Source organism: Vibrio sp. zbq_1, assembly GCF_043102935.1.
Lineage (GTDB): Bacteria > Pseudomonadota > Gammaproteobacteria > Enterobacterales > Vibrionaceae > Vibrio > Vibrio parahaemolyticus.
Genome location: NZ_JBICJH010000041.1, coordinates 188,327 through 211,403, shown reverse-complemented (window position 1 = coordinate 211,403; position 23,077 = coordinate 188,327). Strand labels below are relative to the sequence as shown.

The window sequence follows — 23,077 nt, the reverse complement described above, 5'->3', positions numbered from 1 at the left end:
ATATTCAGGACGGAATGAACAGTTTGTGAGCCCACAAATACCATTCTTTTTCAGCATTACAGCTCGTCAAAAGCCTCAATAGCCTCTGACAACTTCTTAACGCCGTGGATTTGCATCCCCGGAATGCCACCTTTTGGCATATTAGCAGCCGGGACAATTGCCTTTTTGAAGCCGTGCTTAAATGCCTCGTTCAAACGCTCTTGGCCACTAGGTACCGGACGAATCTCGCCAGCCAAACCAACTTCGCCAAATACCACCACATCTTTTGGCAACGGACGATCGCGAAAGCTTGATAGTAACGCCATCACTAAAGCAAGATCCGCACTGGTTTCTGTTACCTTAACGCCGCCGACTACATTCACAAACACGTCTTGATCAGCCATTTGCAGACCACCGTGCTTATGCAGTACGGCTAATAATAAGGAGAGACGATTCTGCTCCAAACCAACCGCTACGCGACGAGGGTTTGCCAATTGCGAGTAGTCTACCAGCGCTTGAATCTCTACTAATAGAGGACGTGTACCTTCCCACACAACCATGACCGAAGATCCTGACGTCTCTTCTTCGCCACGAGAAAGGAAAATCGCCGATGGGTTACTTACTTCTTTCAGTCCCTGCCCCGTCATCGCAAACACGCCTAATTCATTTACCGCACCAAAACGGTTTTTGTGGCTGCGCAGTGTACGGAAACGACTATCTGTTCCGCCATCAAGCAAGACAGAACAGTCAATAATGTGCTCAAGGACTTTAGGGCCGGCAAGAGTACCATCTTTCGTTACGTGACCAACAATAAATACCGCAACATTGTTCTGTTTTGCGTATCGCGTCAGTGCCGTCGCAGATTCTCGCACCTGAGCAACACTGCCCGGTGACGATTGAACATCAGAAACGTGCATAACCTGAATCGAGTCAATCACCATAATTCTGGGCTGCTCTTTCTCTGCAATTTGGCAAATTTTATCGACGTTGGTTTCTGATAGCATCTTCAGGTGCTCTTTTGGCAGACCAAGACGAGACGCGCGCATCGCAACCTGTTGAAGCGATTCCTCACCCGTAACGTAAAGTGTCGGCATCAGCCCTGATAACGTACACATAGTTTGAAGAAGCAACGTCGACTTACCCGCGCCAGGGTTACCACCTATCAGAATCGCCGCGCCAGGTACGACACCACCACCAAGCACACGATCGAGCTCTTTAAAACCACTAGTGAATCGCGGCACTTCTTGCAGATCGATTTCAGATAAGGTTTGGACTTTCGATTCTGTCGCCGAACCAGCATAACCGCTTAAGCGTTCATTGCGAGCAACGGTTGGCGAAGCAGCAATGCGCACCTCTGTGATCGTATTCCATGCACCACACGCATTACATTGTCCCTGCCAACGTGGAAAATCCGCGCCACAATCATTACAAACATACGCTCGTTTTGCTTTCGCCATGATGCCTCGATTTTTTCTACAAATGTGACCAAGCACAGCCAAGTCAGATCTAATCTGAAATGAACTATTGATATACTTAAGTTTTACTTTACTTAGTCGATACAAATTAAAGTAACGACATACTCTAACAGAAATAATGCAGCAATCTGAAATTCTCTCGCTCGCTGAAAGACTCATTCCCGTTTATGGTTCTGAAGATTTTGATTTTGTCCTTGGTCAATTGACCGAGGAAGAGCCGCCGTCGGCCAAAATCTTAGTGAAGATGGAACTGAACCGTCTTATGGCACCATGTAAGAAGAGCATTGATTTACGTGGTCGCGTCAAAGGCGAATGTCGTGAATATGTTTTAGATGGCATTTCGCATTGGTTGGACGATGTCGCTTTTAATGCTTATCACAAGAACATTAAAAAGTTTGGCACCTACACCGAAGGCATGTGGGAAGCATTGGTCAACACGCGCAATAACTTTCGTGTGATGAGCAAGCTCGCCACACAGGAAAAGTCTCATTCATTAACCGATCCTAAAAGCCCCTTTCTCGCAGAACCGGTTCACCTCGGTTACGACTTAAAACGCCAAGAAAAGCGGTTGAAGGTTCAGTCCCAGGTAGAAATTCGCCGCGCCAAAGGGCAAATCCTTCATGGATTAAGCATCGATTTGTCGAGCTCTGGAGCGAAATTTAAAGTCCCGAGCGCATTTAAATACAACCTTGGTGAAATCATTCACGTTTCATTTACCGAGTTTGCAGGCAAGTCGCAAGTTGCAGGCATCGAAAAGCCACTGTCGTATCGAGTATTGGCCGTAGACGATTGCTATGAAAATGATGCAGTGCGCTATCTACGAACCATTCGTCTAACGGAAACCAATGTCGTTGCGCGCGTCATCGACGAAGCATTAAACAGTGCCGCCAAGCGCGCACGTCATGACAACCAAGATAAAATCATTCGTGCACGCACACGCGGTTATGAGCACATTGCACTCAAACACACGAGCAACTTACCACTGTTTTTTGATGGTAACGAACTCAAGCTAGCGATGCTGACACCAAACAACCAAAAGTTGTGGCAGTACTGGCACGATGAGAGAAATCAACAAGTCTTTGGCTCCTTGTTTAACGAGCAACGCGTCGCTTCTTTGATCAAACAAGGCGTGAAAGGCACCAGTAACGTTTTGTACTCGTTTACTCATGAACATGAAAACAAAACGTACTTCTACTCGATGCTTAGACCCGAAGCGACTCGCGAACAACGCCAGCTGTTTTGGCATTTAGGGGCTAAGCGAGAAAGTTGGCGTGCGTTTCGAATTTCTATTTTTGAGTTGTCTGAGCAAGAGAAAGAAGATCTTGCACTATTCTCTCCAGAGTTAGCCGAAACCTCTCAGTCACTGACTCATATCGGCATTTTGCAAGAAATCGCTGACGAAAAGTCGGGGCAAGATTACCTATTAACAGAAAAGCCGCGTTTGCCAGCCAACACGTTAAATGCCTTTCGTCATCCTCGAAAAATCACTGGCAACCCCAAAGGTATCTATTTCGATGCTCAATCGCGCCGTAAAGAACCACGCTATCGATTCAAAACGCCGCTTGAACTCAGTTCGGGTGAGTTAAAAGCAGCAGGTTCAACCGTTGATATTTCTAAGCGAGGCTTGGGGATTCGTTTAGATGAGCCAACGATGTTACGCTCGGGACAAGAAGTGCAAGTTAACTTTCGTGAGTTACAACTTTACGATAAAAAGCTGCCTCTCATGGCCGTTCCATATCGCGTTATTCGAGTCAGCCCTGACGGCTGCAGCGTACAATTGGTTATTGATGAAAACAGCAAAACGATCCGTGTGATCGCTTTCTTCAACAGCATCATTGAACACAACCAAGATAAGCTGATCCCACAAAAAGAGATGTTACCAAGCAACGCATTACTGGAAAGACTGCACAGCGTTTTGCTATCAAGGACGTTAAGCACACCCATCTTTATCAGCAAAAGTACAGCGTCGGCACTAAAAACTCCGGTGGTTGGGGTGAACCTGCCGTTGCCAAAACACATTGAGTTATTTGCGCGCTTAGGTCACGACCAAAAATTCTCTTTAGAGCCAATTTTTAAAGGCCGCTCTAGCACGCTGATTGCAGAACCAATTAAGCGTGTCGACGGAGCACAAGCGAGACACCAAGACATCTACATTAGTGCAGCGAAAATCGGCAATAAGATCACGGCTATCGAATCCAAACTGCACCAAGAATTTAATAGCGTGAAAGAGCGAATTCAGTTCATCAAAAAAGCGCGCATGATGGGCGATTTCTATGTATTTCGAATGTCCACGGCACCCATTTTTGATCCTATGACGTCGCTGCTACGACAGGACTTGAGTGACCTTACTCAGTTTGGCGTTCATCAAGCCAGTAAACTAGAAAAGGAGCTGACGGCTTTGGTTGGCTACAGCGAGTTTGAAGACATCACCGAAGAAGTCGTCGTGCGACTTGAACTAACGGAATAAAAAACACCGCCAAGATAGGCGGTGTTTTTCTTTCTGATTCTATTAAGGCTTCGCTTTCCAACTGATTTTTTGCTGCTTCACGAGCGCGCCAGACAAAATACAGAGCACCCCACCTAACCCAGCAAAACGCACCGAGGTTTGTGCTTGCGCTTCTACTTTAGGTTTCGCGTGGTAGGCAATACCAAGGCCTGCGGCGGACATCATCACTAAGTCGTTGGCACCATCACCAACGGCAACGGTATTATGCTGTTCAATTTCGTATTCATCCGCCAGTTCAACCAAAATATCGGACTTGGTTTGCGCAGATACCACGTCACCAATCACTTGCCCTGTTAACTTTCCGTCAATGATCTCAAGCTGATTTGAACGAGCGAAGTCCAGACCGACTTTCTCTTTGATGTAATCAGAGAAATACGTGAACCCACCAGATGCAATGGCGGTTTTCCAACCGAGCGCTTTAAAGGTCGCAATCAACGCTTCAAAGTCTGGCATGAATGGAAGCTCAGAACGCACTTGCTCTAAAATCGCTTCATCTGCACCTTTTAGTTTACCAACCCTTTGACGCAAGCTTTGTTCAAAGTCCAACTCACCTTGCATCGCACGTTCAGTCACTTCGGCGACTTCTTCCCCTACTCCAGCCAGTTTGGCAATTTCATCAATACATTCAATTTGAATCGCTGTGGAATCCATATCGAACACCACTAAGCCAGGCGCAGAGAGATCCGGCACTTCATTCAGAGAAGCATAATCAATGTTGAGGCTTTTTAAGATGGTTTCGTGTTGAGATGTTAATTCGCCCGCCATCAATGCTACTTCATACTGACCGACTTTCCATGTTTCTAACACCGGGTTATAGAAACCAGTAAAGAAGTCGATATCTTCAAAGTGGCGAGGGGAAAGATATTCAGCAAAAACGATCCAATTCGCTTTCGCTTTATCTAACTGGGTAGCAAATCGAGTTTCGGGCAGTCGGTTTAAAAGTGTCGTATGTTTTCTGATAGGCAAGCTTTTTGACGCGTCCATGTATATAATCCCTTATGACTTTGCTAAAACGTTACCTCAACAAACTAAAAAGGCAAGTCTTTGTTTTGTTTTAAATGGATGAGTAAAGAGCATGAGTGAATCCTTGTTCTCAGTAAGGAATGCCCTGCGAATTCTGGCACTAATCCTACTGTGCGTGATGTTATTCATCACCATAAAAAACAGTGTTGTGATCAGTAAGGGCAACGAGAAGATTCAAGCGCAGCAGCTTGAAACACTCACCAAGGTTTTGATCTCGCAGGCATCTTTGTCTGCCAGCGAAATGATATTAACCAAAGACCAAGAGCGATTGCTTAAGCTGACCAACCAGCTCGCGCAAGACCGTTTGGTATTTGATGCCACGATTTATGACTCACAAGGTGTGCGATTAGCATCGAGTGACGAGGCGCTGTCTGTCCGTGAGGTCCTAGGATTAGATACCCCACTGGCCACCGCATCTATTGGTCGCCAGCAATTGGTCGAGCCAGTCCTAGCTGATGGTGCTGTGATTGGTTTTGTACGTGTGACGTTTGAGACAGGCCGAGTGACGGCAATTTCTGATCACCATTATCGTAAGAGTGATCGTTACATGTACATGATGGTCTTGATGAGTTTTGTGTGTGGCATGTTGTTTATTATGATTTTACGTAGACAGCCGATCCGCCGTAAAAAAGCCGAAAACTTGCTGCTGACCAAGTAATTCCAACAGCCAACTTCAAATAAAAAACAGCCCGCTTTGAGCGGGCTGTTTTTTTAGTTCTTGAAAGCGAAGACGAATCTTTGTCGCTTATTCTGCGTCGCCTAGCAATACTGAATCTAACGCGATTAGCATCATGTCGTTAAATGTTGTTTGACGCTCGTCTGATGTGGTTTGCTCGCCAGTTTTGATATGGTCAGAAACTGTACAGATTGTCAGAGCTTTTGCGCCGTATTCTGCTGCTACGCCGTAAATACCCGCCGCTTCCATTTCAACACCAACAATGCCGTACTTGTCCATTACGTCGAACATTTCTGGATCTGGCGTGTAGAAAAGCTCCGCTGAAAATAGGTTGCCGACTTTCACATCAATACCACGTGCTTTTGCTGCATCTTCTGCTGCACGAACCATTTTGTAGTCTGCGATAGCCGCAAAGTCATGGCCTTTAAAGCGAATGCGGTTTACTTTTGAATCCGTACACGCGCCCATGCCGATCACAACATCACGTACTTTGATGTCTTCATTCACCGCACCACAGCTACCGACACGGATGATTTTCTTCACACCGAAGTCTTTGATTAGCTCAGTCGCGTAAATCGAACATGATGGGATACCCATACCGTGGCCCATCACAGAGATTTTACGGCCTTTGTAAGTGCCTGTGTAACCGAACATATTACGCACATCACACACTTGAACAACATCTTCAAGGAAGGTTTCTGCGATGTATTTTGCACGTAGCGGGTCACCTGGCATCAGTACTACGTCTGCGAATGCACCCATTTCAGCATTGATATGTGGAGTTGCCATTTTTCTTTTCCTTAACCTTTCTCTAGCGCTCCGCGCTTAAGGCGATGTAAGCCAGAGTATTCTCATTTCCGACAAGCAGTACTTGCATACTGCAAACATAAAACTAGGAGCATTCAGCTCCTAGTTTTTAATATCCTAATTATAGGAAATTCTTACCGTAATCCATTGGAGAAGTACCGAAGTAGCTCGCTAATGTTTGGCCGATATCTGCGAACGTTTCGCGGCGGCCAAGAGAGCCAGCTGGCACTTTTTGACCGTAAACCAATACTGGAATGTGCTCACGAGTATGGTCAGTACCTGGCCATGTTGGGTCACAACCGTGGTCAGCCGTTAGGATTAGCACGTCATCTTCACCCATCAGTTCGAGCACTTCGTTGATGCGACCATCAAAGTACTCAAGCGCCGCAGCGTAACCCGCTACATCACGGCGGTGGCCGTAAGCGGAGTCGAAATCAACAAAGTTAGTGAATACGATGGTGTTATCACCCGCTTCTTTGATTTGCTCTAGCGTTGCTTCGAACAATGCAGGAATACCTGTCGCTTTCACTTTCTTGGTGATACCGCAGTTTGCGTAGATGTCTGCAATCTTACCGATAGAAACCACATTGCCTTGTTTCTCTTCGACTAACTTTTGTAGAACCGTTGCTGATGGTGGCTCTACAGATAGGTCACGACGGTTACCCGTACGCTCAAATTGACCTTTACCAGGACCGATGAATGGACGCGCGATTACACGGCCGATGTTGTAATCTTCTAGTTCTTCACGAGCAATTTGGCAAAGCTCTAGTAGACGATCTAGACCGAATGTCTCTTCGTGACATGCGATTTGGAATACTGAATCCGCAGAGGTGTAGAAGATTGGTTGGCCAGTCTTCATGTGTTCTTCACCAAGGTCATCAAGAACTTGAGTACCAGATGCGTGGCAGTTACCTAGGAAGCCATCTAGACCTGCACGCTCAAGAATGCGGTCAGTCAGCTCTTTAGGGAAGCTGTTTGCTTTATCTGTGAAGTAGCCCCAGTCAAACAGAACTGGTACGCCAGCAATTTCCCAGTGACCAGACGGAGTGTCTTTACCAGAAGAAAGCTCAGCAGCGTGACCGTAAGCACCGATGATTTCTGCCTCAGCGTCTAGGCCAGGTGCAAAGCGACCTGTTGATTCTTTGTGTGCCATAGCCAAACCAAGCTTAGATAGGTTTGGAAGGCGAAGTGCGCCTTGGCGTTTGTCGTTATCTGCTAAGCCTTTTTCACACTGGTCAGCAATATGACCTAGAGTGTCTGAACCTACATCACCAAATTCTTTTGCATCAGCAGTTGCACCGATACCGAATGAGTCTAGTACTAAAATAAATGCTCTTTTCATTGCTCTTTCCTTAGGCCCACTCGGCGAATTATTATGGTTGAGTAGGCCTTATGTAATTACTTGTTCTATTAAATATCTTCTGCACGAATTTGACGGTAAACCTCTGGCGTTGGTGTGTATTCACCACCCACTTTGATTGCACTGCGTAGTGCTTTTGCCGCTTCTTCCCACTGCTCTTCACTGCGAGCGTGGATAACGGCTAGAGGTTTATCGCTATCGGCGACTTCACCCAGACGGATGAAGCTATCGAAACCTACCGCATAGTCGATTTCATCAGTTGCAACACGGCGACCGCCACCCATAGAAACCACAGCCATGCCGATAGCACGTGTGTCCATTGCAGAGACAATACCTGTTTCTGTCGCGTAAACTGGCTTGATGATTTCTGCTTTTTCTAGGTAGTTGTCGTAGTTTTCTACGAAGTCAGCTGGACCGCCAAGACCCGCAACCATTTTGCCGAAGCAAGCTGCTGCTTTACCGTTGTCTAGCACTTCCATCAGTTTCGCGCGTGCGTCGTCTGTGCTCTCAGCAAGTTTGCCAAGCACGAGCATTTCAGCACATGATGCCATCGTCACTTCAAGTAGACGCGGGTTGCGGTATTCACCCGTTAGGAAACGAACCGCTTCACGAACTTCCACCGCGTTACCCGCAGAAGAAGCCAGTACTTGGTTCATGTCCGTAAGAATTGCGGTAGTCTTCGTACCTGCACCATTTGCTACAGCAACGATAGATTTTGCTAGCTCTTCAGACGCTTCGTAAGTTGGCATAAATGCGCCAGAACCGACTTTTACATCCATCACTAGAGATTCCAGACCCGCTGCCAATTTCTTAGACAGGATCGATGCCGTGATCAGTGAGATGTTGTCTACGGTAGCCGTGATATCACGAGTCGCGTACACGCGCTTATCTGCCGGAGCAAGATCACCCGTTTGACCGATGATCGCCACACCCGCATCTTTGGTTACTTGACCAAAAACTTCGTTCGTTGGTGTGATGTTGTAGCCAGGAATCGCTTCAAGTTTATCTAGCGTGCCGCCTGTGTGGCCAAGGCCACGACCAGAGATCATAGGTACGAAACCGCCACATGCTGCCACCATAGGGCCAAGCATCAGAGAAGTTACGTCACCCACACCACCGGTTGAGTGTTTGTCGACAATTGGACCACCGAAGTTCATGTGGCTCCAGTCGATTACCATGCCTGAGTCACGCATTGCACACGTTAGGGCGATGCGCTCATCCATGGTCATTTCATTAAAGAAAATCGTCATAGCAAACGCCGCAATCTGACCTTCAGATACCGTGTTGTTCGCTACGCCTTGAATAAAGAAGTTGATTTCGTCGGCAGTTAGGACTTCGCCGTCACGTTTTTTACAAATGATTTCTTGTGGTAAATACATTAGTGCCTCCCAAGCTCTTTTGAGCCATGGTTGTAGTAGGATAGAAGAGGTTTGGTAGCACCCGTTTAGGTGCTACCGTTCAGACGTATTATTGGAATTAGTACGCTGTTGGATCAGCGACGTCGTCCGACACTTCTAATGTATTTAGTAGGTTGGTTAGCAGGCTAGACGCACCAAAACGGTAGTGACGAGCATCAACCCAGTTGTCACCTAGGATTTCGTCAGCCATTGCTAGGTATGCCGCTGCGTCTTCAGCAGTGCGCACACCACCTGCTGGTTTGAAACCAACAGTTTCTGCAACACCCATGTCGCGAATAACTTCAAGCATCATGCGAGCGTATTCTGGTGTTGCGTTTACTGGCACTTTACCAGTTGAAGTTTTAATGAAGTCAGCACCTGCTTCAATACAGATTTGAGATGCTTTCTTGATTAGTGCTTCTTCTTTTAGTTCACCAGTTTCGATGATCACTTTAAGAAGAATGTCACCACAAGCTTCTTTACATTGCTTAACTAGTTCGAAGCCTACTTTCTCATCACCCGCCATTAGCGCGCGGTATGGGAAAACTACGTCAACTTCGTCTGCACCGTAAGCAACAGCCGCTTTTGTTTCAGCAACAGCGATGTCGATATCGTCGTTACCGTGTGGGAAGTTCGTTACTGTTGCAATGCGAACTTCTGGCGTACCTTGCTCACGAAGTGTCTTCTTAGCAATAGGAATAAAGCGAGGGTAAATACAGATTGCAGCTGTGTTGCCTACTGCTGTTTTCGCGTCATGACATAGTGAGATCACTTTTGCATCAGTGTCATCATCATTCAGCGTAGTTAGGTCCATAAGTTTTAGTGCACGTAGCGCTGCTGCTTTTAAATCGCTCATTTCTATCTCCGATCAATATTCAAAAAATTCACTACTCAGCCTCACATCACTTCTCTAACTATAATCAACAAGTCGAGATAGTGTGAGAAATTGGCTAAACAGTCTATTTATGAACGGACTTGGTTCCCTGAAGACTCGGCATATACAGCGAAAAATTCATATGCCAATTGCTATCCTTGTCACCGCACAGTACCAGTTTGGCCTATGGCACAACAATCTATGATTGCGGTGTCTTTAATATCACATCACACAGCGAAACGCCTATTAGATCTGATATTGCAGGGCAATTCATTTGCCCATCGAGTATGTAATATTCACTCTATGATTAAGTGGTTATCGTAACCATGATCTCGTGATTACTACATTATAGATATTCACCGCAAAACTGTAGCACCAAATAGAGCGCAAACGGTTTGTATCTCAAAATTTCCAAGCCGCTATTCCATTCGCTGCGTAAACCAATGTCTTGGGTTTACTCAGCGTAAAAATTTTGGTCCTGAAAAACGAAAAATGCCCCGCAGCAATCTCTTGCTACAGGGCATGGTTTAAAACGGCGTCTATATATTAAGAACCGATTCTAATTAAAATGCTGCAAGGCTTAGGCAGAAGCCTGCAATTGTCGCTGCCATAAGGTTAGACAACGTACCTGCAAGAACTGCTTTGATGCCCATGCGAGCGATATCTGAACGACGGTTTGGTGCAAGGCTACCTAGACCACCAAGTAGGATCGCGATAGAAGAAAGGTTCGCGAAGCCACATAGTGCGAATGAGATGATAGCTGTTGTCTTCTCAGACATTACTTCACCAGTTGCTGCTACTACTTGAGCGCTGTCACCTAGGTAAGGTGTGAAGTTCAAGTAAGCAACGAATTCGTTGATAACTAGTTTCTGACCGATGAATGAACCAGCAACAACTGCTTCGTTCCATGGAACACCGATTAGGAATGCTAGTGGAGAGAATGCGTAACCTAGAATTAGTTCTAGAGTTAGCTCAGGCATGCCGAACCAACCACCAATGCCACCTAGCATACCGTTAACTAGAGCAATCAGACCAACGAATGCGATTAGCATTGCACCTACGTTTAGTGCAAGTTGTAGACCAGAAGCCGCACCGCCCGCTGCTGCGTCGATTACGTTAGCTGGTTTGTCGTCGCCACCGTCCATTGCTTCTTCGATATCTTCGTGAGGCTGATCAGTCTCTGGGTGAAGAATCTTAGCGAACAGTAGACCACCTGGTGCCGCCATGAATGATGCTGCTACTAGGTACTCTAGAGGAACACCCATAGATGCGTAACCTGCTAGTACACCACCAGCTACAGAAGCTAGACCACCACACATTACCGCGAATAGCTCAGATTGAGTCATTTTTGGAACGAATGGACGAACTACTAGAGGTGCTTCAGTTTGACCTACGAAGATGTTAGCTGCTGCTGACATTGATTCCGCACGAGAAGTACCAAGCGCTTTTTGAAGTGCACCACCAAGAATCTTGATAACCCACTGCATTACGCCAACGTAGTAAAGAACTGAAATCAGTGCTGAGAAGAAGATCAGTGTAGGAAGAACACGGAAAGCGAAGATGAAACCGCCGCCGCCGAATACTTCGAACATCTTGTCAGAAACAAGACCACCGAATAGGAACGATGAACCATTGTTACCGTAGTTGATAACGTTAGAAACACCAGTAGAGAAACCGTTCAGTAGATCACGGCCCCAAGGTACATAAAGTACGAATGCACCTAATGCGAATTGGATAGCGAATGCGCCACCCACAGTTCTTAGATTGATAGCTTTACGGTTATTAGAAAATGCAAATGCAATAGCAAGAAGCACTACCATACCGACTAGGCTCATAAACAGGCTCATAGTTTATGACTTCCTTATAAGTTATTTATTGGCGTGTTACAAAATGGAGCTATAAAGCGGGGGCAATTATACTCACGCAGAATCAATTAAAGTAATGCCACCCTCACACTTTCTTATAAGATTCATCATTGATTCACCCACCTTTGTGAGTTATCTCACAATAAGCAGGGAAACGTTTTCTATTTCAGACTACATCTTTAGATTTTATTCACAGATAGAGAAAGCAAAATTGCTATTTTCCCACAGCTGAGTGGCAATCGATTGCTTTCGCACACTATGCAACTCTGCGAGCTCATTGAATACATGAATGAGTTTGGCAGGGTGATTCGGCTCCCCTTGATAACCAAGTATAGGCATATCTGGAGCATCTGTTTCTATAACTAGATTTTCGAGTGGTAATCTTTGAATCGCGTCGCGAGTTTTATGGGCTCTCGGATAGGTAATGGTTCCACCAACACCGATGAAAAAACCTAATCTGACCCACTCCATCCCCTGCTGATAACTACCAGCAAACGCGTGCAAAACGCCACCACGAGGTAACTTCGCCGCTTTGACCATTTGAATGAGTCGATTGTGTGCTTTCCGGCTGTGCAAAATGACAGGAAGATTGAAACGCCTTGCCAGCTCAAATTGAGTTTCAAGCGCCCTTTCTTGTAGCTCAGGATCTACGTTAACTGCAAAGTCTAGTCCGCACTCTCCGATTGCCACACACTGTGGCGATTTTTGGTTGAGATAGCGTTCTAGTTCTGAAAGGTGCTGCTCAACGTTATCTTCTAGAAAATACGGATGAAAACCGAGCGCGTAATACAAATTGGCGTGTTGCTCTGCCAACGTTTGAATACGAGCCCAATTTTGCGGGCCGACGGAAGGAATCAGAATTCTTGCGACGCCTTGCGTTTGAGCAAGCTCAAGTTGATGCGCAAAGTCATCTTGAAACACATCAAAATCAAAGTGGCAGTGCGTATCAAAGAACTTCATCTTGAGACTTTTTATCGACGCCAGCAGACGGAGAGTCAGAAAAAGACAGAGCTTCGCCCTTCTCTTCGTTTTGATGGGCAGGATCTTTTCGATAAGGGACGCAGCTGCGTTTTTGATCTGGCGTTAATCCCATTTGTTTACACCAATCGTCGTAACGCTTTAACCCACGTTTGAACCAGTTCATTTTTCTTCCTTATATAAAAACGCCCTTGACTAAGTCTATAGCCAAGGGCGTTTTAAAATCTAGTTGCTTTAACGCGGCGGTTGATTAGTGCTCGCGAGTCGCACGGAATTCAACGTCTGGGAAGCGTTCTTTTGCAAGGTTCAAGTTAACCATAGTTGGGGCAATGTACGTTAGGTTGTCACCACCATCCAATGCTAAGTTCGCTTGGTTCTTACGCTGGAACTCATCCAGTTTCTTCGCATCGCCACACTCAACCCAACGAGCTGTCGCTACGTTAACGCCTTCGTAGATTGCTTCAACGTTGTATTCTGACTTCAAGCGAGCCACAACCACGTCAAACTGAAGCACACCTACCGCACCAACGATCAGATCGTTGTTTTGCAGTGGACGGAATACCTGTACCGCACCTTCTTCAGAAAGCTGAACCAAGCCTTTTAGTAGCTGCTTCTGCTTCAATGGATCTTTCAAACGAATACGACGGAACAATTCAGGCGCAAAGTTTGGAATACCAGAGAACTTCAGTGACTCACCTTGCGTGAAAGTATCACCAATTTGAATAGTGCCGTGGTTATGCAGACCAATGATGTCACCCGCGTAAGCGTGTTCTGCACGTGAACGGTCACCAGCCATGAAGGTTACCGCATCAGAGATACTTACTTGCTTGCCTAGACGAACGTGGTTCATCTTCATACCTTGAGTGTAAGTACCCGATACGATACGCATAAATGCGATACGGTCACGGTGTTTAGGATCCATGTTTGCTTGGATCTTGAATACGAAGCCAGAGAACTTGTCTTCTGTCGCTTCAACATCACGCTCAACCGCTTGACGCGTTTTCGGCGCTGGCGCCCATTCAGTCAGACCGTCTAGCATATGGTCAACACCAAAGTTACCCAGTGCAGTACCGAAATAAACTGGTGTCAATTCACCCGTTAGGAACAGTTCTTTATCAAACTCAGGACATGCACCCATTACTAGCTCAAGCTCTTCACGAACGCTTGCCGCTAGGCTTTCACCAACTTTTTCATCAAGTTCTGGGTTATCCAGACCTTTGATGATGCGAACTTCTTGAATTTCATGACCGTGGCCAGATTCATAAAGGATCGTTTCGTCACGGTGAATGTGGTAAACACCTTTAAATTCTTTACCACAGCCAATTGGCCAAGTGATCGGTGCACACATCATACCCAACTCGTTTTCTACTTCATCCAATACTTCCATTGGATCACGAACGTCACGGTCAAGTTTGTTCATGAAAGTTACGATTGGCGTATCACGCAGACGTGTTACTTCCATTAGCTTACGAGTACGATCCTCGACACCTTTCGCCGCATCGATAACCATCAAACACGAGTCAACTGCCGTTAGAGTACGGTAAGTATCTTCTGAGAAGTCTTCGTGTCCTGGAGTATCAAGCAGGTTTACTAAGCAATCGTTGTACGGGAACTGCATCACAGAAGTGGTTACCGAGATACCACGTTCCTTTTCCATTTCCATCCAGTCAGATTTTGCGTGCTGTGCATTACCACGACCTTTTACAGTACCTGCTTTTTGGATCGCGTTTCCGAATAAAAGTACTTTTTCGGTAATGGTTGTTTTACCCGCATCCGGGTGAGAGATGATAGCAAAGGTCCTTCGCTTATTGATTTCATTGAGAAAATCTTGGTTTGCCATGTATAAATTCTTTTAGTTTGTACACGGATTTGTACACACTTTTGGAAGTACTCTCTTTTCAGTTCTTCGCTTGTCAAATCCGTCGTGTTAATCGTAATTGGCCGCTATTTTCGCTGATCTTGACTTTATAAACAATCAATGGTTATCTAATCGGTTACCATTTACTCTCAGCGTGCGCCAATGCTCAGTTGTAGCTGTTTGCAATCGTTGCTTCTTCAGCTCATGAACAACTGTGGCTAAACCACAAATTCCTTCGCTACCAAAAATCGATGATAGCTTGTCGTACTACACCAATGATGGTGCAGTTGCCGTTGATCGGTATTGCAGGGTATTGCGGGTTCAAAGGTTTTAGATACTTCTGTTCACCATCAATAACCAACTGCTTAAAGGTTGCTTCTTTCGAATCATCCAAACGCGCAACAACCAATGAACCTGAAGAGTAAGGTAACTCAGGATCAACAACGATCACTGCTCCCTCAGGTATGGATTTTTTTCCGCTTGGATTTTCCATACTGTCGCCTTTTACGCGAAGTGCGAAACAACCCTCATGTGCTTTCCCAGTGACTTCACGCCACTCCTCAGCATCTTCATGGGCAAATCCCTCCGCTATTTCAGTCCAATCACCGGCCTGAACCCAGTTAATGAGAGGAATTCTTCCCTTAATATCAGGCCCGACTTCTACATTACCGACCCCCAAGCCAATCTCGCCATCACCTGTGGCGAGCCAATGAGCATTCACGCGAAGCGCCTCCGCGATCTGCATGGTGTAACGAGACCTAGCCGATTTACCAGAGCAAATCTGGCTGATCGACTGCTGTTTGATACCAATGCGACGAGCCAACTCAGACTGAGTCACCCCAGTAAGCTGCAAGGCATGGTTTAGTCGTTCGGATAAAGTTTTCATAAGCCCGTATTCTACAAATAAAACTGTAGCCTTTCAACAATTTTAACTGTTGACTTACCTACAGTTTAAACTGTAACATTCAATCTTGTAACAGTTTTTATTGTAACAGGAGACGGTATGGAAGTGTTCAACACGACACAAAAACATCTCCGCCGTGCCATTGACTTGGTCGGCGGGCAATCAGCATTAGCACGAGCCATCAACTCAAAGCAGCAAAACGTCTGGTTTTGGTTGAATAAATCAGGGCGTGTTCCCGCTGAATTCGTTTTACCCATCGAACAAGCTACGCAAGGACAGGTAACCCGATCTCAGTTAAGACCGGACATCTATCCCGAATGCCCCAGCGAGCTGAAAGCCAGTAACCAGTAGGATTAAGGGCAAGTAATGGTCAGCATTTTACGTAAACACAGAAGCGAGTACCTCCATGCGTGATTATGGCAAGGTCTATACCCGCTTTTGGCTAAAGCAAAACGTTTTGTCCTGGAGTGACTCAGCGAAGTTGCTAGGACTGTATTTGCTTACATGCCCACACTGTAATTTGCTTGGCTGCTTTCGATTGCCGATTGGTTACGTTGCTTCTGACTTGAACTGGGATGAGCAACAAGTTGCTAAGGCTTTAAGTGAGTTAGAACAAGATAAGTTCCTGATTCGTTGCGAGGAATCCGGTTGGACTTTGATTCGGAGCTTTCTGAAGCACAATCCAATCGAAAACCCAAACCAAGGTAAGGCAGCCTTTCGGTTACTTAAAGATGTACCTGCCGACTTCGTTGGTATGGCATCGCTTTTGAAGTCACTTGCCGCTTTCCAAGCTCGGCTTCCAGAAGAATTTTCATCATTGTTTATGCCTGATGGCAACCCGGTAAGGGACTCTCAACGGTCGGATGACTCTGAGAGAAGCAATAAACCAACAGTTAAAACTGTTGACCACATACAGTTTGAAGACTTCTGGGATGTACAAATACGCAAAGAAAAGAAAGCGAAAGCCAAAGAAGAATGGCTACGCATGGGCCTCAATGAAGACCATGAACTCGCCTTGGAAGTGCTAACACGCTGGAAAGAGCAACGTGACAACCGATTGCAGTATCAAGATCGGACTAAGACCCCTATGCCACATAACTGGCTTTTAAACCGGCAATGGGAAGACGAGTACGTTCGCATTGATGAAGTACAGCAATCATCGACGAGCCTAAAGGGCAGCAATCACCAATTGAATATTGAAGAAAGCAATCGTCGCATCGCTGAAAGCTGGGCCGGACCAGGTATTCGGGAGGTTCGTTCAAGTGCAGGAGGTTGATAAACGCGAGTTTGCTGAAGTTTGGGGAGCTGCTTGGGCCATGTATGGCAAAAGCGTATCACCGCAATTGCTATCCATCGCATTTGAAGCCCTTCGTGCTTATAGCATTGAAGAAGTGCGAATCGGCCTGACTCGGCATATTCAATCACCGGATACTGGGCAATTTTTTCCAAAGCCCGCTGACGTCATCAAGCATATCGACGGCAACTCGGGTTCAAGAGCCATGGTTGCTTGGAACAAAGTTGACAAGGCTGTTCGTCAGGTTGGCGCTTGGACATCAGTGATGTTTGACGATGCGCTTATCCACCGCGTGATTTCAGATATGGGTGGATGGGTTGAACTCTGCAAGGTTGATGACAGGGAATACCCCTTTAAGCAAAAAGAGTTTTTAACACGCTACCAGGCTTACTTGCTGCGGGACGAAGTGGGTGAATACCCAAGGCTATTACAGGGTATTGCCGACCATCAGAACCAGCAAAAAGGATTTGATATGCAAGCGCCGGTTGCCGTGGGCGACTGGTCAAAAGCGGCTCAAGTTTACACGAGAGGCATCGCCAATTTTAGCGCAGTGCCTTTAAAAAGAATAAGCCCGAAAGCCATTCAGGCGCTTCTCGGAAATCAATTAGAGGACAAAAATGAAAACGATTAAAGCAAAAACCGTTGCCCTAGTGATAGCCATGTCCGCAAGCACTTCAGTCTATGCGTTTCCGGGCTATCAGTGGGAAAAAGCAGCACAAAGTGTTGGTATTGATCCAATCATGCTCTACGCCGTTGCCTTGGCTGAGTCAGCCTCACATCGAGGTCTTAACATGACCAGTCCATGGCCATACGCAATTCGCAATGGTTCAAACGCAACCTACGCCAAATCTAAGACACAAGCGGAGCAACTGTTAAACCAGGCACTTCAAGAGAGTGAAAAATACCAGCTCGATATTGGCCTTATGCAAATCAATTTGCATTGGCATGGGCATCGAGTGAGCTCAGCAGCAGAACTGCTAGACCCCATCACCAACCTTACTGTCGGCTCCAGTATTTTGGCCGAAGCAATCAAGTCTTCACCAAACGATTTAGAGCTTGGCATAGGCCGCTATCACAGTTGGAACGAAGAGCGTGCACGCTGGTATGGGCAAAGAGTGCTTTCTATCTATCGCAATATTTTACATGAACTGGAGGTCCGTCAATGACAACCAATCAACAAGACTTCTATCAATTAAATTTGGCGTACCTACACGCAGCACGAGAATTAGCGCGAATTGATCCGCAAGAGGCGGTCTTGCGCTTTGGACTTACACGCGACGTGGTGGATGCACTGATTAATGCCGGTGTTGACGACCTGCAACGAGTGGCGACCTCATCATTCATGCTGTTTCAACCAAGGGGTAACCAAAGCCAACTGATTGAGATGGTGAAGAGCAAAGGCACAGGTATCCCAAGAATCGCTTATTTATTATCAACCCTAAACAACAAGGGGGATGCATGATTGATAACCTGTCCAAAAGTGAGCTGTTTACCCGAGCCTCGCTGCTTATTAAATATGGATTTCGAACGACCATTATCGCGCTCGATACAGGTTTGCCAATCCACATTATCAGAAGGCTGCACAAAGAAGTGACTGGCAAGTCACCTTGTCCTGGTCAATTGCCAGAATCTGATGCCATCGTTAAAAGCAGAAGAGCCCTAGTTGAAGGCTCCCTCCTGATGGCGCTTTATGTCAATATTGGTGGTGATAATGTCTACAAGCAATTAAATATCGATGCTTTGATGAAGGCTTACGATGCGTACTTGGTTGCAAGAGAAGAGGCAGATCTTCCAGCTGAGATCCCTTGGAAAAAACTGACCATCAATGAAGGTTGGGTTCTAGCTCGTGATTTAAGATCACAGCTGGCATCCTTACACCGGTGTCGATGCGGCAGTCTGTATTTGACGGTATCTCAACAGCGCATTCAGCTTAAATGTCCTGTGTGCGAGATTATGGCCGAGCAAACCACTAGAGCACTTTGTGAGAACTAACATGCTGATTCATGATTTGATTGTGCACCGCCCGTGCACTTTGAGAGTACTAAGATGAAAAACTTACTTAAATCTTTACCAGCACGTTGCTGGGTTATATCACTGGGGCTTTTTCTGGCGACTTTGGCTGCGGCTCATTTTTTTCCAACAGAAATATTAACGGCATCTGCCAAGTTAGCGGCTCTGCCATTTCTGTTCTGCACCGTCGTTTTTTTCAGCTACTTGGGATTCAAAGCGACCTGCAACCCCATCGGCCTTATGGCCATCACCACTATGTTTTTAGCAATCGCATATTGGCAAGTGAGTTGGACAATTGCTGGTTTGGGACTCTTTTTTATAGCTATTTGTACTGGAATTAGATTCTTGAGCAGCCAAGTTAAAGATTCGGGTAGAACTTTGAGCATTGAAGAAAAATGGTATTGGTATAAGCTCCATTCGTTTTTTGATGGCTTTTATCCAAGGTATCCCCAAAAGCCAAAAAAATAGCCAGCCCACCACAAGCTGGCTACCTTCTATTTTCAGTTCCTTCCTGATGCCTGGTTATAGGCCCTAATATCGATCAAGTTGTTCTGAGCATAATCTCCCGCAAGGGATGCATTTGAGATCACCGCTATCTGCTTATCCACAAATGCTTTATCTTCTTCGGACACACTATCAGGGATGTAAGCGCCACTCTCATCCTTTTGACGATAGTCATTTAGCATTTGCTCTCTTAGACCAAGCATTTCAGGCGACCAACTCGATGAGTCTTCAGAGTTGAAAACACGCCCCGCCAAACCTTCATTGAAAGCTTGAGCGAACACTTGACTTTGAATCGGGGTCAATCCCATTCTCTGCCCTTCGCTGTATGCTTCCTGTTTAAAATCATCGGCGTACTGTTCTAAGAACTCACCATACCGATTGTTAACTGCCGCACCAAATGCCCCCGCCAACATGGCTTCAGACTTAGTGCCCCAGTTCACTTCGGAGGCATACTGCGAACTCGAACCACTGTATGCATCATTAAACGCCGTCAATGGATTTTCCAAAGAGGTTCCGGCATCAACGGCGGCTTTTAAGCCATCCCAGGTTGATTTGCTGGCCACAGTTGCATTGTGCAAGAAACCTCGTGAGCCAGGATCTTCAAGCGCTTGTTCTTTGTAACTCTCATAGTCTTCGCCAAAGTGATTCAAGGTATGCAGTGCTGCATCAGTATGCTTGCCACTGAAATCACCAATAGCACTGGCGCTGTTGAAGAACATTTCAGCACCAGAAACTCCGCTATCATCAGCCATAATGCGTGCTCGCCACTGAGATCCAGCTTCACTGTTTAGTCCAGATTGATAAGTACTTGTGTCAGAAGCTACGGCCTGCTGAGCTTGCTGCTGATGCGCATTCAACTGTCCATCTATACCAGACAGATTGGTTTGGTAAGCCGATTGAGCTGCGTTGAACTGAGTTTGAACTGTTGCTGCACCCTCGTATCCGCCCAATACACCCGATTCAACTTGGCTTTGAATACCACCAAAAGTAGGTGCAGTTGATGACATGCCTTCATTAGAGCGCGGCTGAATTGATCGTAAATCGGCTCCGGTAGCCATGGCCATAACCGTCATTGCAGCTTGATAATCATTGTCGCGTTCAGCGGGCGTTGAAGAGTTGCTATAGGTTAAAGACTCCATAGCTGCGGCCACATACGCCTGATTATCATCAGGTAACAAGCGCTGATACATTGGAAGGTTTTCACGTAAACGGTTACCTGCTTCAACATGCTGGTTCATATAGCGACCTAAATAATCCATGACTTCAGGATTGTCCGCCGCTAATCGGGTTAACGTCGCACCATCAGTATTTCTTTGTCCTGATAGACTGTAGCTGGCCTGATCAAGCTCACTAAAGCGATTTGATGCCGTGACAACGTCTTGTGCTGAACTCTGAAGTGACTGATAGTCTTGGTTAGACAAGGACATCTCAAAGCCAGAACGTCTTGAGTCTGAAAGGTCCTTAACCATTGCATCGCGATACTCAGCACGTCGTGAATCACTCGATGCCAAGCTTTGCATCTCCCCAGTGAGCGTATTTGCGGTCGTAGATCGAGAACTGCCTTCTGACGACTCAACTTGGCCACTAAAGTTACCACCTAAATCCAGCCCTGCTCGTACCCTTGATAGTTTTGGTACACGAGATGAGTCTGGCTTATCGACTCCTGGCAAGTTGCCCTGTGGAGAATCATTGCCGCCAGTACCAAGAAGCCTTCCAAGAAAGCCCTTATCAGCAACTTCTTTCTCACCGGGATTAGTAATGGTTCCATCGCCACCGACCCTTAGGCCTCCCGATAGCACGCCCGATACCAAGCCACGTACAGCATCTTTTTTATCGTCTCCAAAACCATACCGAGTTTGCAGGTCATCAGTAACCTGATTAACAACGGCGCTAGATGCGGAGTTAGATGAGCCGATCTGACGTCCAACCGAAGACAGGTTGTCGTAACTTAGCTTTTCACCAAAAGTTCGACTCATGGTATTCCCAACCTGACGACTAAAGGCTTGGGTTGCCTGAGTCATGGATTCTTTTGCAGATCCGACCATTGAACCCACTGCGTTTCCGACAGAGAAACTGCTTAGTAGGTTTGACGCGCCGGTCATAGCAGAACCCGTAAGGGCTGAATTTTGGAACATTGACTGTGATTGCATTACCGGGGCATTTTTCGCGACATCTGGACTTGCCATCTTTTCATCAATGGAGTCACCGTTTTGAAGACGCCCAGCCAAGTGGGTAGCGGTTATTGCTGAGCCATACACGAGCATGAGCGAAATCGCTGGAACACTCGACGCTAACATGCCGCCAGTAGCTATCCAGGTTTGCAGCACTGAATCCATCTGCATCATCCCAGCAAAAGATGGCACTTCTGTACCTGCAAAGGCATCAAGAGCCGACATTTTCCCAGCAACAGTTAAATGGATATATAGGTTAATGATGGCCATGACAGGCATCCAAAGTTGAATCCAAAGCAGGATTAACAAGTACTTCCCGGCCATTCGCATCCCGATTTGGCCAAGGGCAATCACAAAGGCCATCAAAGGGGTGATGGCGTAAATGAAGCCCTCAAAAAACGTCATCATCGGACGAACGATACTTTGGAAAAGAGTCTGCTCCGCCGCCCATTGTGTATTGCGCTGTTCAATCGCTTGGTTAACCATAACGGCGGCGGTGAAAGCTTGATCATCCATATACTTGCCCGTCACGCTTTGCTCATAAATAGGCAAAAGCACTGACGCGGTCATATACTCTTGGGTGTTAACCGAAGCCAAACCAAGGTTATTCAGCGCATTTCGGATCACGTCATCAGTGTCAGTGGCTGACGAAGTCCCCAATGAGGCTGACAGAACCTGTTTAAGCCTAGGAATGAAGGTTGATTCAGTCATGAGTTTCAGTTGGCTATAGGCATCGGTGCAGTCCAGATCGCTACTGCTACCACTGAGCATGATGCGCGTGCCATAAATGCGCGAATCAAACCTAATCGCAGTCATCGGGTTAGGATCACTCAGCACCTGATCGAGGTTCTTTTGGCCAATGTCGATACCAATCAAGGTGCACTCTTTGATGTAGTTAAACCACGATTGCTCTATGTCCGAACCGCCGACACGATTTGCGTCACCCAACCCAGAGCGATCCATCACCTGTTTTCTCACTTTAATCAGTGACTGTAAACTGGATGCAAAGCCGTATTCCGTCATCGCGGGAGTTGAGAACGCCGTTTCAAACAATCGCGTGATTTGAAAGCCAACAGTTGAAATCGTGCTACCTGCGGCAGCAACACCGATGGGCACATTATCAACCACTCGAACTTGCCCCGTGTACGCATCCTCAATGCTCACTCGGGTACTGGGTCCAAACATGGTTGCAAAGACTAGCCATGAGACTAAAACGTGTTGAAAGTTAATCCCACGACCACCTTGCATTAAGGCCTGAACAGAGACCATCAATACCCCAATGAGCAAGCCAATGCGAACCATTGAAGTAAAGTCGCCTGTACCAGTGATCATCGCGACAGCGTTCAAGACCTGCTCTAAAAATGCCGAATCACCGATGGAATAGATCTCCCACATG

Annotated in this window: 21 protein-coding genes; 9 read left to right on the top strand and 12 right to left on the bottom strand. The window is 46.4% G+C overall.

Annotated features, from left to right (window positions below):
* Positions 1-56 precede the first annotated feature (56 nt).
* Entirely contained in the window at positions 57-1,436 is a 1,380-nt protein-coding gene (gene radA / locus ACF8CV_RS18835) for a DNA repair protein RadA (RefSeq protein WP_005456064.1), read from the bottom strand.
* 136 nt (positions 1,437-1,572) lie between these two features.
* On the opposite strand from radA, the gene ACF8CV_RS18830 reads away from it, so the two are divergent.
* Complete coding sequence (locus ACF8CV_RS18830; protein ID WP_020835426.1) at positions 1,573-3,921, top strand: PilZ domain-containing protein; 2,349 nt, start codon at positions 1,573-1,575, stop codon at positions 3,919-3,921.
* A 42-nt stretch (positions 3,922-3,963) separates the two neighbouring features.
* Here ACF8CV_RS18830 and serB read toward each other — a convergent pair whose 3' ends face one another.
* Positions 3,964-4,944, bottom strand: coding sequence for a phosphoserine phosphatase (gene serB, locus ACF8CV_RS18825; RefSeq protein ID WP_020841223.1), 981 nt, complete (start codon positions 4,942-4,944; stop codon positions 3,964-3,966).
* Positions 4,945-5,035: 91 nt separating this feature from the next.
* On the opposite strand from serB, the gene ACF8CV_RS18820 reads away from it, so the two are divergent.
* Complete coding sequence (locus ACF8CV_RS18820; protein ID WP_005481596.1) at positions 5,036-5,641, top strand: YtjB family periplasmic protein; 606 nt, start codon at positions 5,036-5,038, stop codon at positions 5,639-5,641.
* An 87-nt stretch (positions 5,642-5,728) separates the two neighbouring features.
* Here the strand turns inward: ACF8CV_RS18820 and deoD are convergent, their stop codons facing one another.
* From deoD to ACF8CV_RS18775, 9 genes are all read right to left on the bottom strand, one after another.
* Positions 5,729-6,448 carry a purine-nucleoside phosphorylase gene (deoD, locus tag ACF8CV_RS18815; RefSeq protein WP_005456104.1) on the bottom strand — a complete coding sequence of 240 codons (720 nt, stop codon included), beginning with the start codon at positions 6,446-6,448 and terminating at the stop codon, positions 5,729-5,731.
* 139 nt (positions 6,449-6,587) lie between these two features.
* Complete coding sequence (locus tag ACF8CV_RS18810) at positions 6,588-7,808, bottom strand: phosphopentomutase (RefSeq protein ID WP_025501113.1); 1,221 nt, start codon at positions 7,806-7,808, stop codon at positions 6,588-6,590.
* A 68-nt stretch (positions 7,809-7,876) separates the two neighbouring features.
* Positions 7,877-9,205, bottom strand: coding sequence for a thymidine phosphorylase (deoA, locus tag ACF8CV_RS18805; RefSeq protein ID WP_138938294.1), 1,329 nt, complete (start codon positions 9,203-9,205; stop codon positions 7,877-7,879).
* A 97-nt stretch (positions 9,206-9,302) separates the two neighbouring features.
* Entirely contained in the window at positions 9,303-10,079 is a 777-nt protein-coding gene (deoC, locus tag ACF8CV_RS18800; protein WP_005456105.1) for a deoxyribose-phosphate aldolase, read from the bottom strand.
* A gap of 581 nt (positions 10,080-10,660) precedes the next feature.
* Positions 10,661-11,944, bottom strand: coding sequence for a NupC/NupG family nucleoside CNT transporter (locus tag ACF8CV_RS18795; RefSeq protein WP_005456066.1), 1,284 nt, complete (start codon positions 11,942-11,944; stop codon positions 10,661-10,663).
* A 204-nt stretch (positions 11,945-12,148) separates the two neighbouring features.
* Positions 12,149-12,922, bottom strand: a complete 774-nt coding sequence (locus ACF8CV_RS18790) for a TatD family hydrolase (protein WP_023584076.1) — start codon at positions 12,920-12,922, stop codon at positions 12,149-12,151.
* Positions 12,909-13,106, bottom strand: a complete 198-nt coding sequence (locus tag ACF8CV_RS18785) for a DUF5363 family protein (RefSeq protein WP_005456108.1) — start codon at positions 13,104-13,106, stop codon at positions 12,909-12,911. The genes ACF8CV_RS18790 and ACF8CV_RS18785 overlap by 14 nt, the downstream gene beginning before the upstream one ends.
* Before the next feature lie 84 nt (positions 13,107-13,190).
* Positions 13,191-14,780, bottom strand: coding sequence for a peptide chain release factor 3 (prfC, locus tag ACF8CV_RS18780; RefSeq protein ID WP_023584075.1), 1,590 nt, complete (start codon positions 14,778-14,780; stop codon positions 13,191-13,193).
* A 256-nt stretch (positions 14,781-15,036) separates the two neighbouring features.
* Positions 15,037-15,684: a LexA family transcriptional regulator gene (locus ACF8CV_RS18775; RefSeq protein ID WP_000854920.1), complete on the bottom strand. Its 648-nt coding sequence runs from the start codon at positions 15,682-15,684 to the stop codon at positions 15,037-15,039.
* A 117-nt stretch (positions 15,685-15,801) separates the two neighbouring features.
* On the opposite strand from ACF8CV_RS18775, the gene ACF8CV_RS18770 reads away from it, so the two are divergent.
* From ACF8CV_RS18770 to eexS, 7 genes are read left to right on the top strand one after another with little or no spacing between them, the layout of a single operon-like run.
* The gene (locus ACF8CV_RS18770; protein WP_000451746.1) at positions 15,802-16,053 is read left to right on the top strand and encodes a helix-turn-helix domain-containing protein; all 252 of its coding nucleotides are present in this window, start codon (positions 15,802-15,804) and stop codon (positions 16,051-16,053) included.
* Between the two features lie 55 nt (positions 16,054-16,108).
* Positions 16,109-16,978 carry a hypothetical protein gene (locus ACF8CV_RS18765; protein WP_072155927.1) on the top strand — a complete coding sequence of 290 codons (870 nt, stop codon included), beginning with the start codon at positions 16,109-16,111 and terminating at the stop codon, positions 16,976-16,978.
* Complete coding sequence (locus tag ACF8CV_RS18760; RefSeq protein ID WP_001158521.1) at positions 16,965-17,627, top strand: DUF6475 domain-containing protein; 663 nt, start codon at positions 16,965-16,967, stop codon at positions 17,625-17,627. The genes ACF8CV_RS18765 and ACF8CV_RS18760 overlap by 14 nt, the downstream gene beginning before the upstream one ends.
* Complete coding sequence (locus ACF8CV_RS18755) at positions 17,614-18,162, top strand: lytic transglycosylase domain-containing protein (RefSeq protein ID WP_392416476.1); 549 nt, start codon at positions 17,614-17,616, stop codon at positions 18,160-18,162. Before ACF8CV_RS18760 ends, ACF8CV_RS18755 begins: the two co-directional genes overlap by 14 nt.
* Positions 18,159-18,458: a flagellar transcriptional regulator FlhD gene (locus ACF8CV_RS18750; RefSeq protein WP_000210563.1), complete on the top strand. Its 300-nt coding sequence runs from the start codon at positions 18,159-18,161 to the stop codon at positions 18,456-18,458. Before ACF8CV_RS18755 ends, ACF8CV_RS18750 begins: the two co-directional genes overlap by 4 nt.
* The gene (locus tag ACF8CV_RS18745; RefSeq protein ID WP_025441473.1) at positions 18,455-18,988 is read left to right on the top strand and encodes a FlhC family transcriptional regulator; all 534 of its coding nucleotides are present in this window, start codon (positions 18,455-18,457) and stop codon (positions 18,986-18,988) included. The genes ACF8CV_RS18750 and ACF8CV_RS18745 overlap by 4 nt, the downstream gene beginning before the upstream one ends.
* A 54-nt stretch (positions 18,989-19,042) precedes the next feature.
* The gene (gene eexS / locus ACF8CV_RS18740; RefSeq protein WP_392416472.1) at positions 19,043-19,474 is read left to right on the top strand and encodes an entry exclusion protein EexS; all 432 of its coding nucleotides are present in this window, start codon (positions 19,043-19,045) and stop codon (positions 19,472-19,474) included.
* Between the two features lie 32 nt (positions 19,475-19,506).
* On the opposite strand, the gene ACF8CV_RS18735 is transcribed toward eexS, so the two are convergent.
* Positions 19,507-23,076 (bottom strand): conjugal transfer protein TraG N-terminal domain-containing protein, encoded by a 3,570-nt coding sequence (locus tag ACF8CV_RS18735; protein WP_392416469.1) that lies wholly within the window; start codon positions 23,074-23,076, stop codon positions 19,507-19,509.
* Position 23,077: the final 1 nt, after the last annotated feature.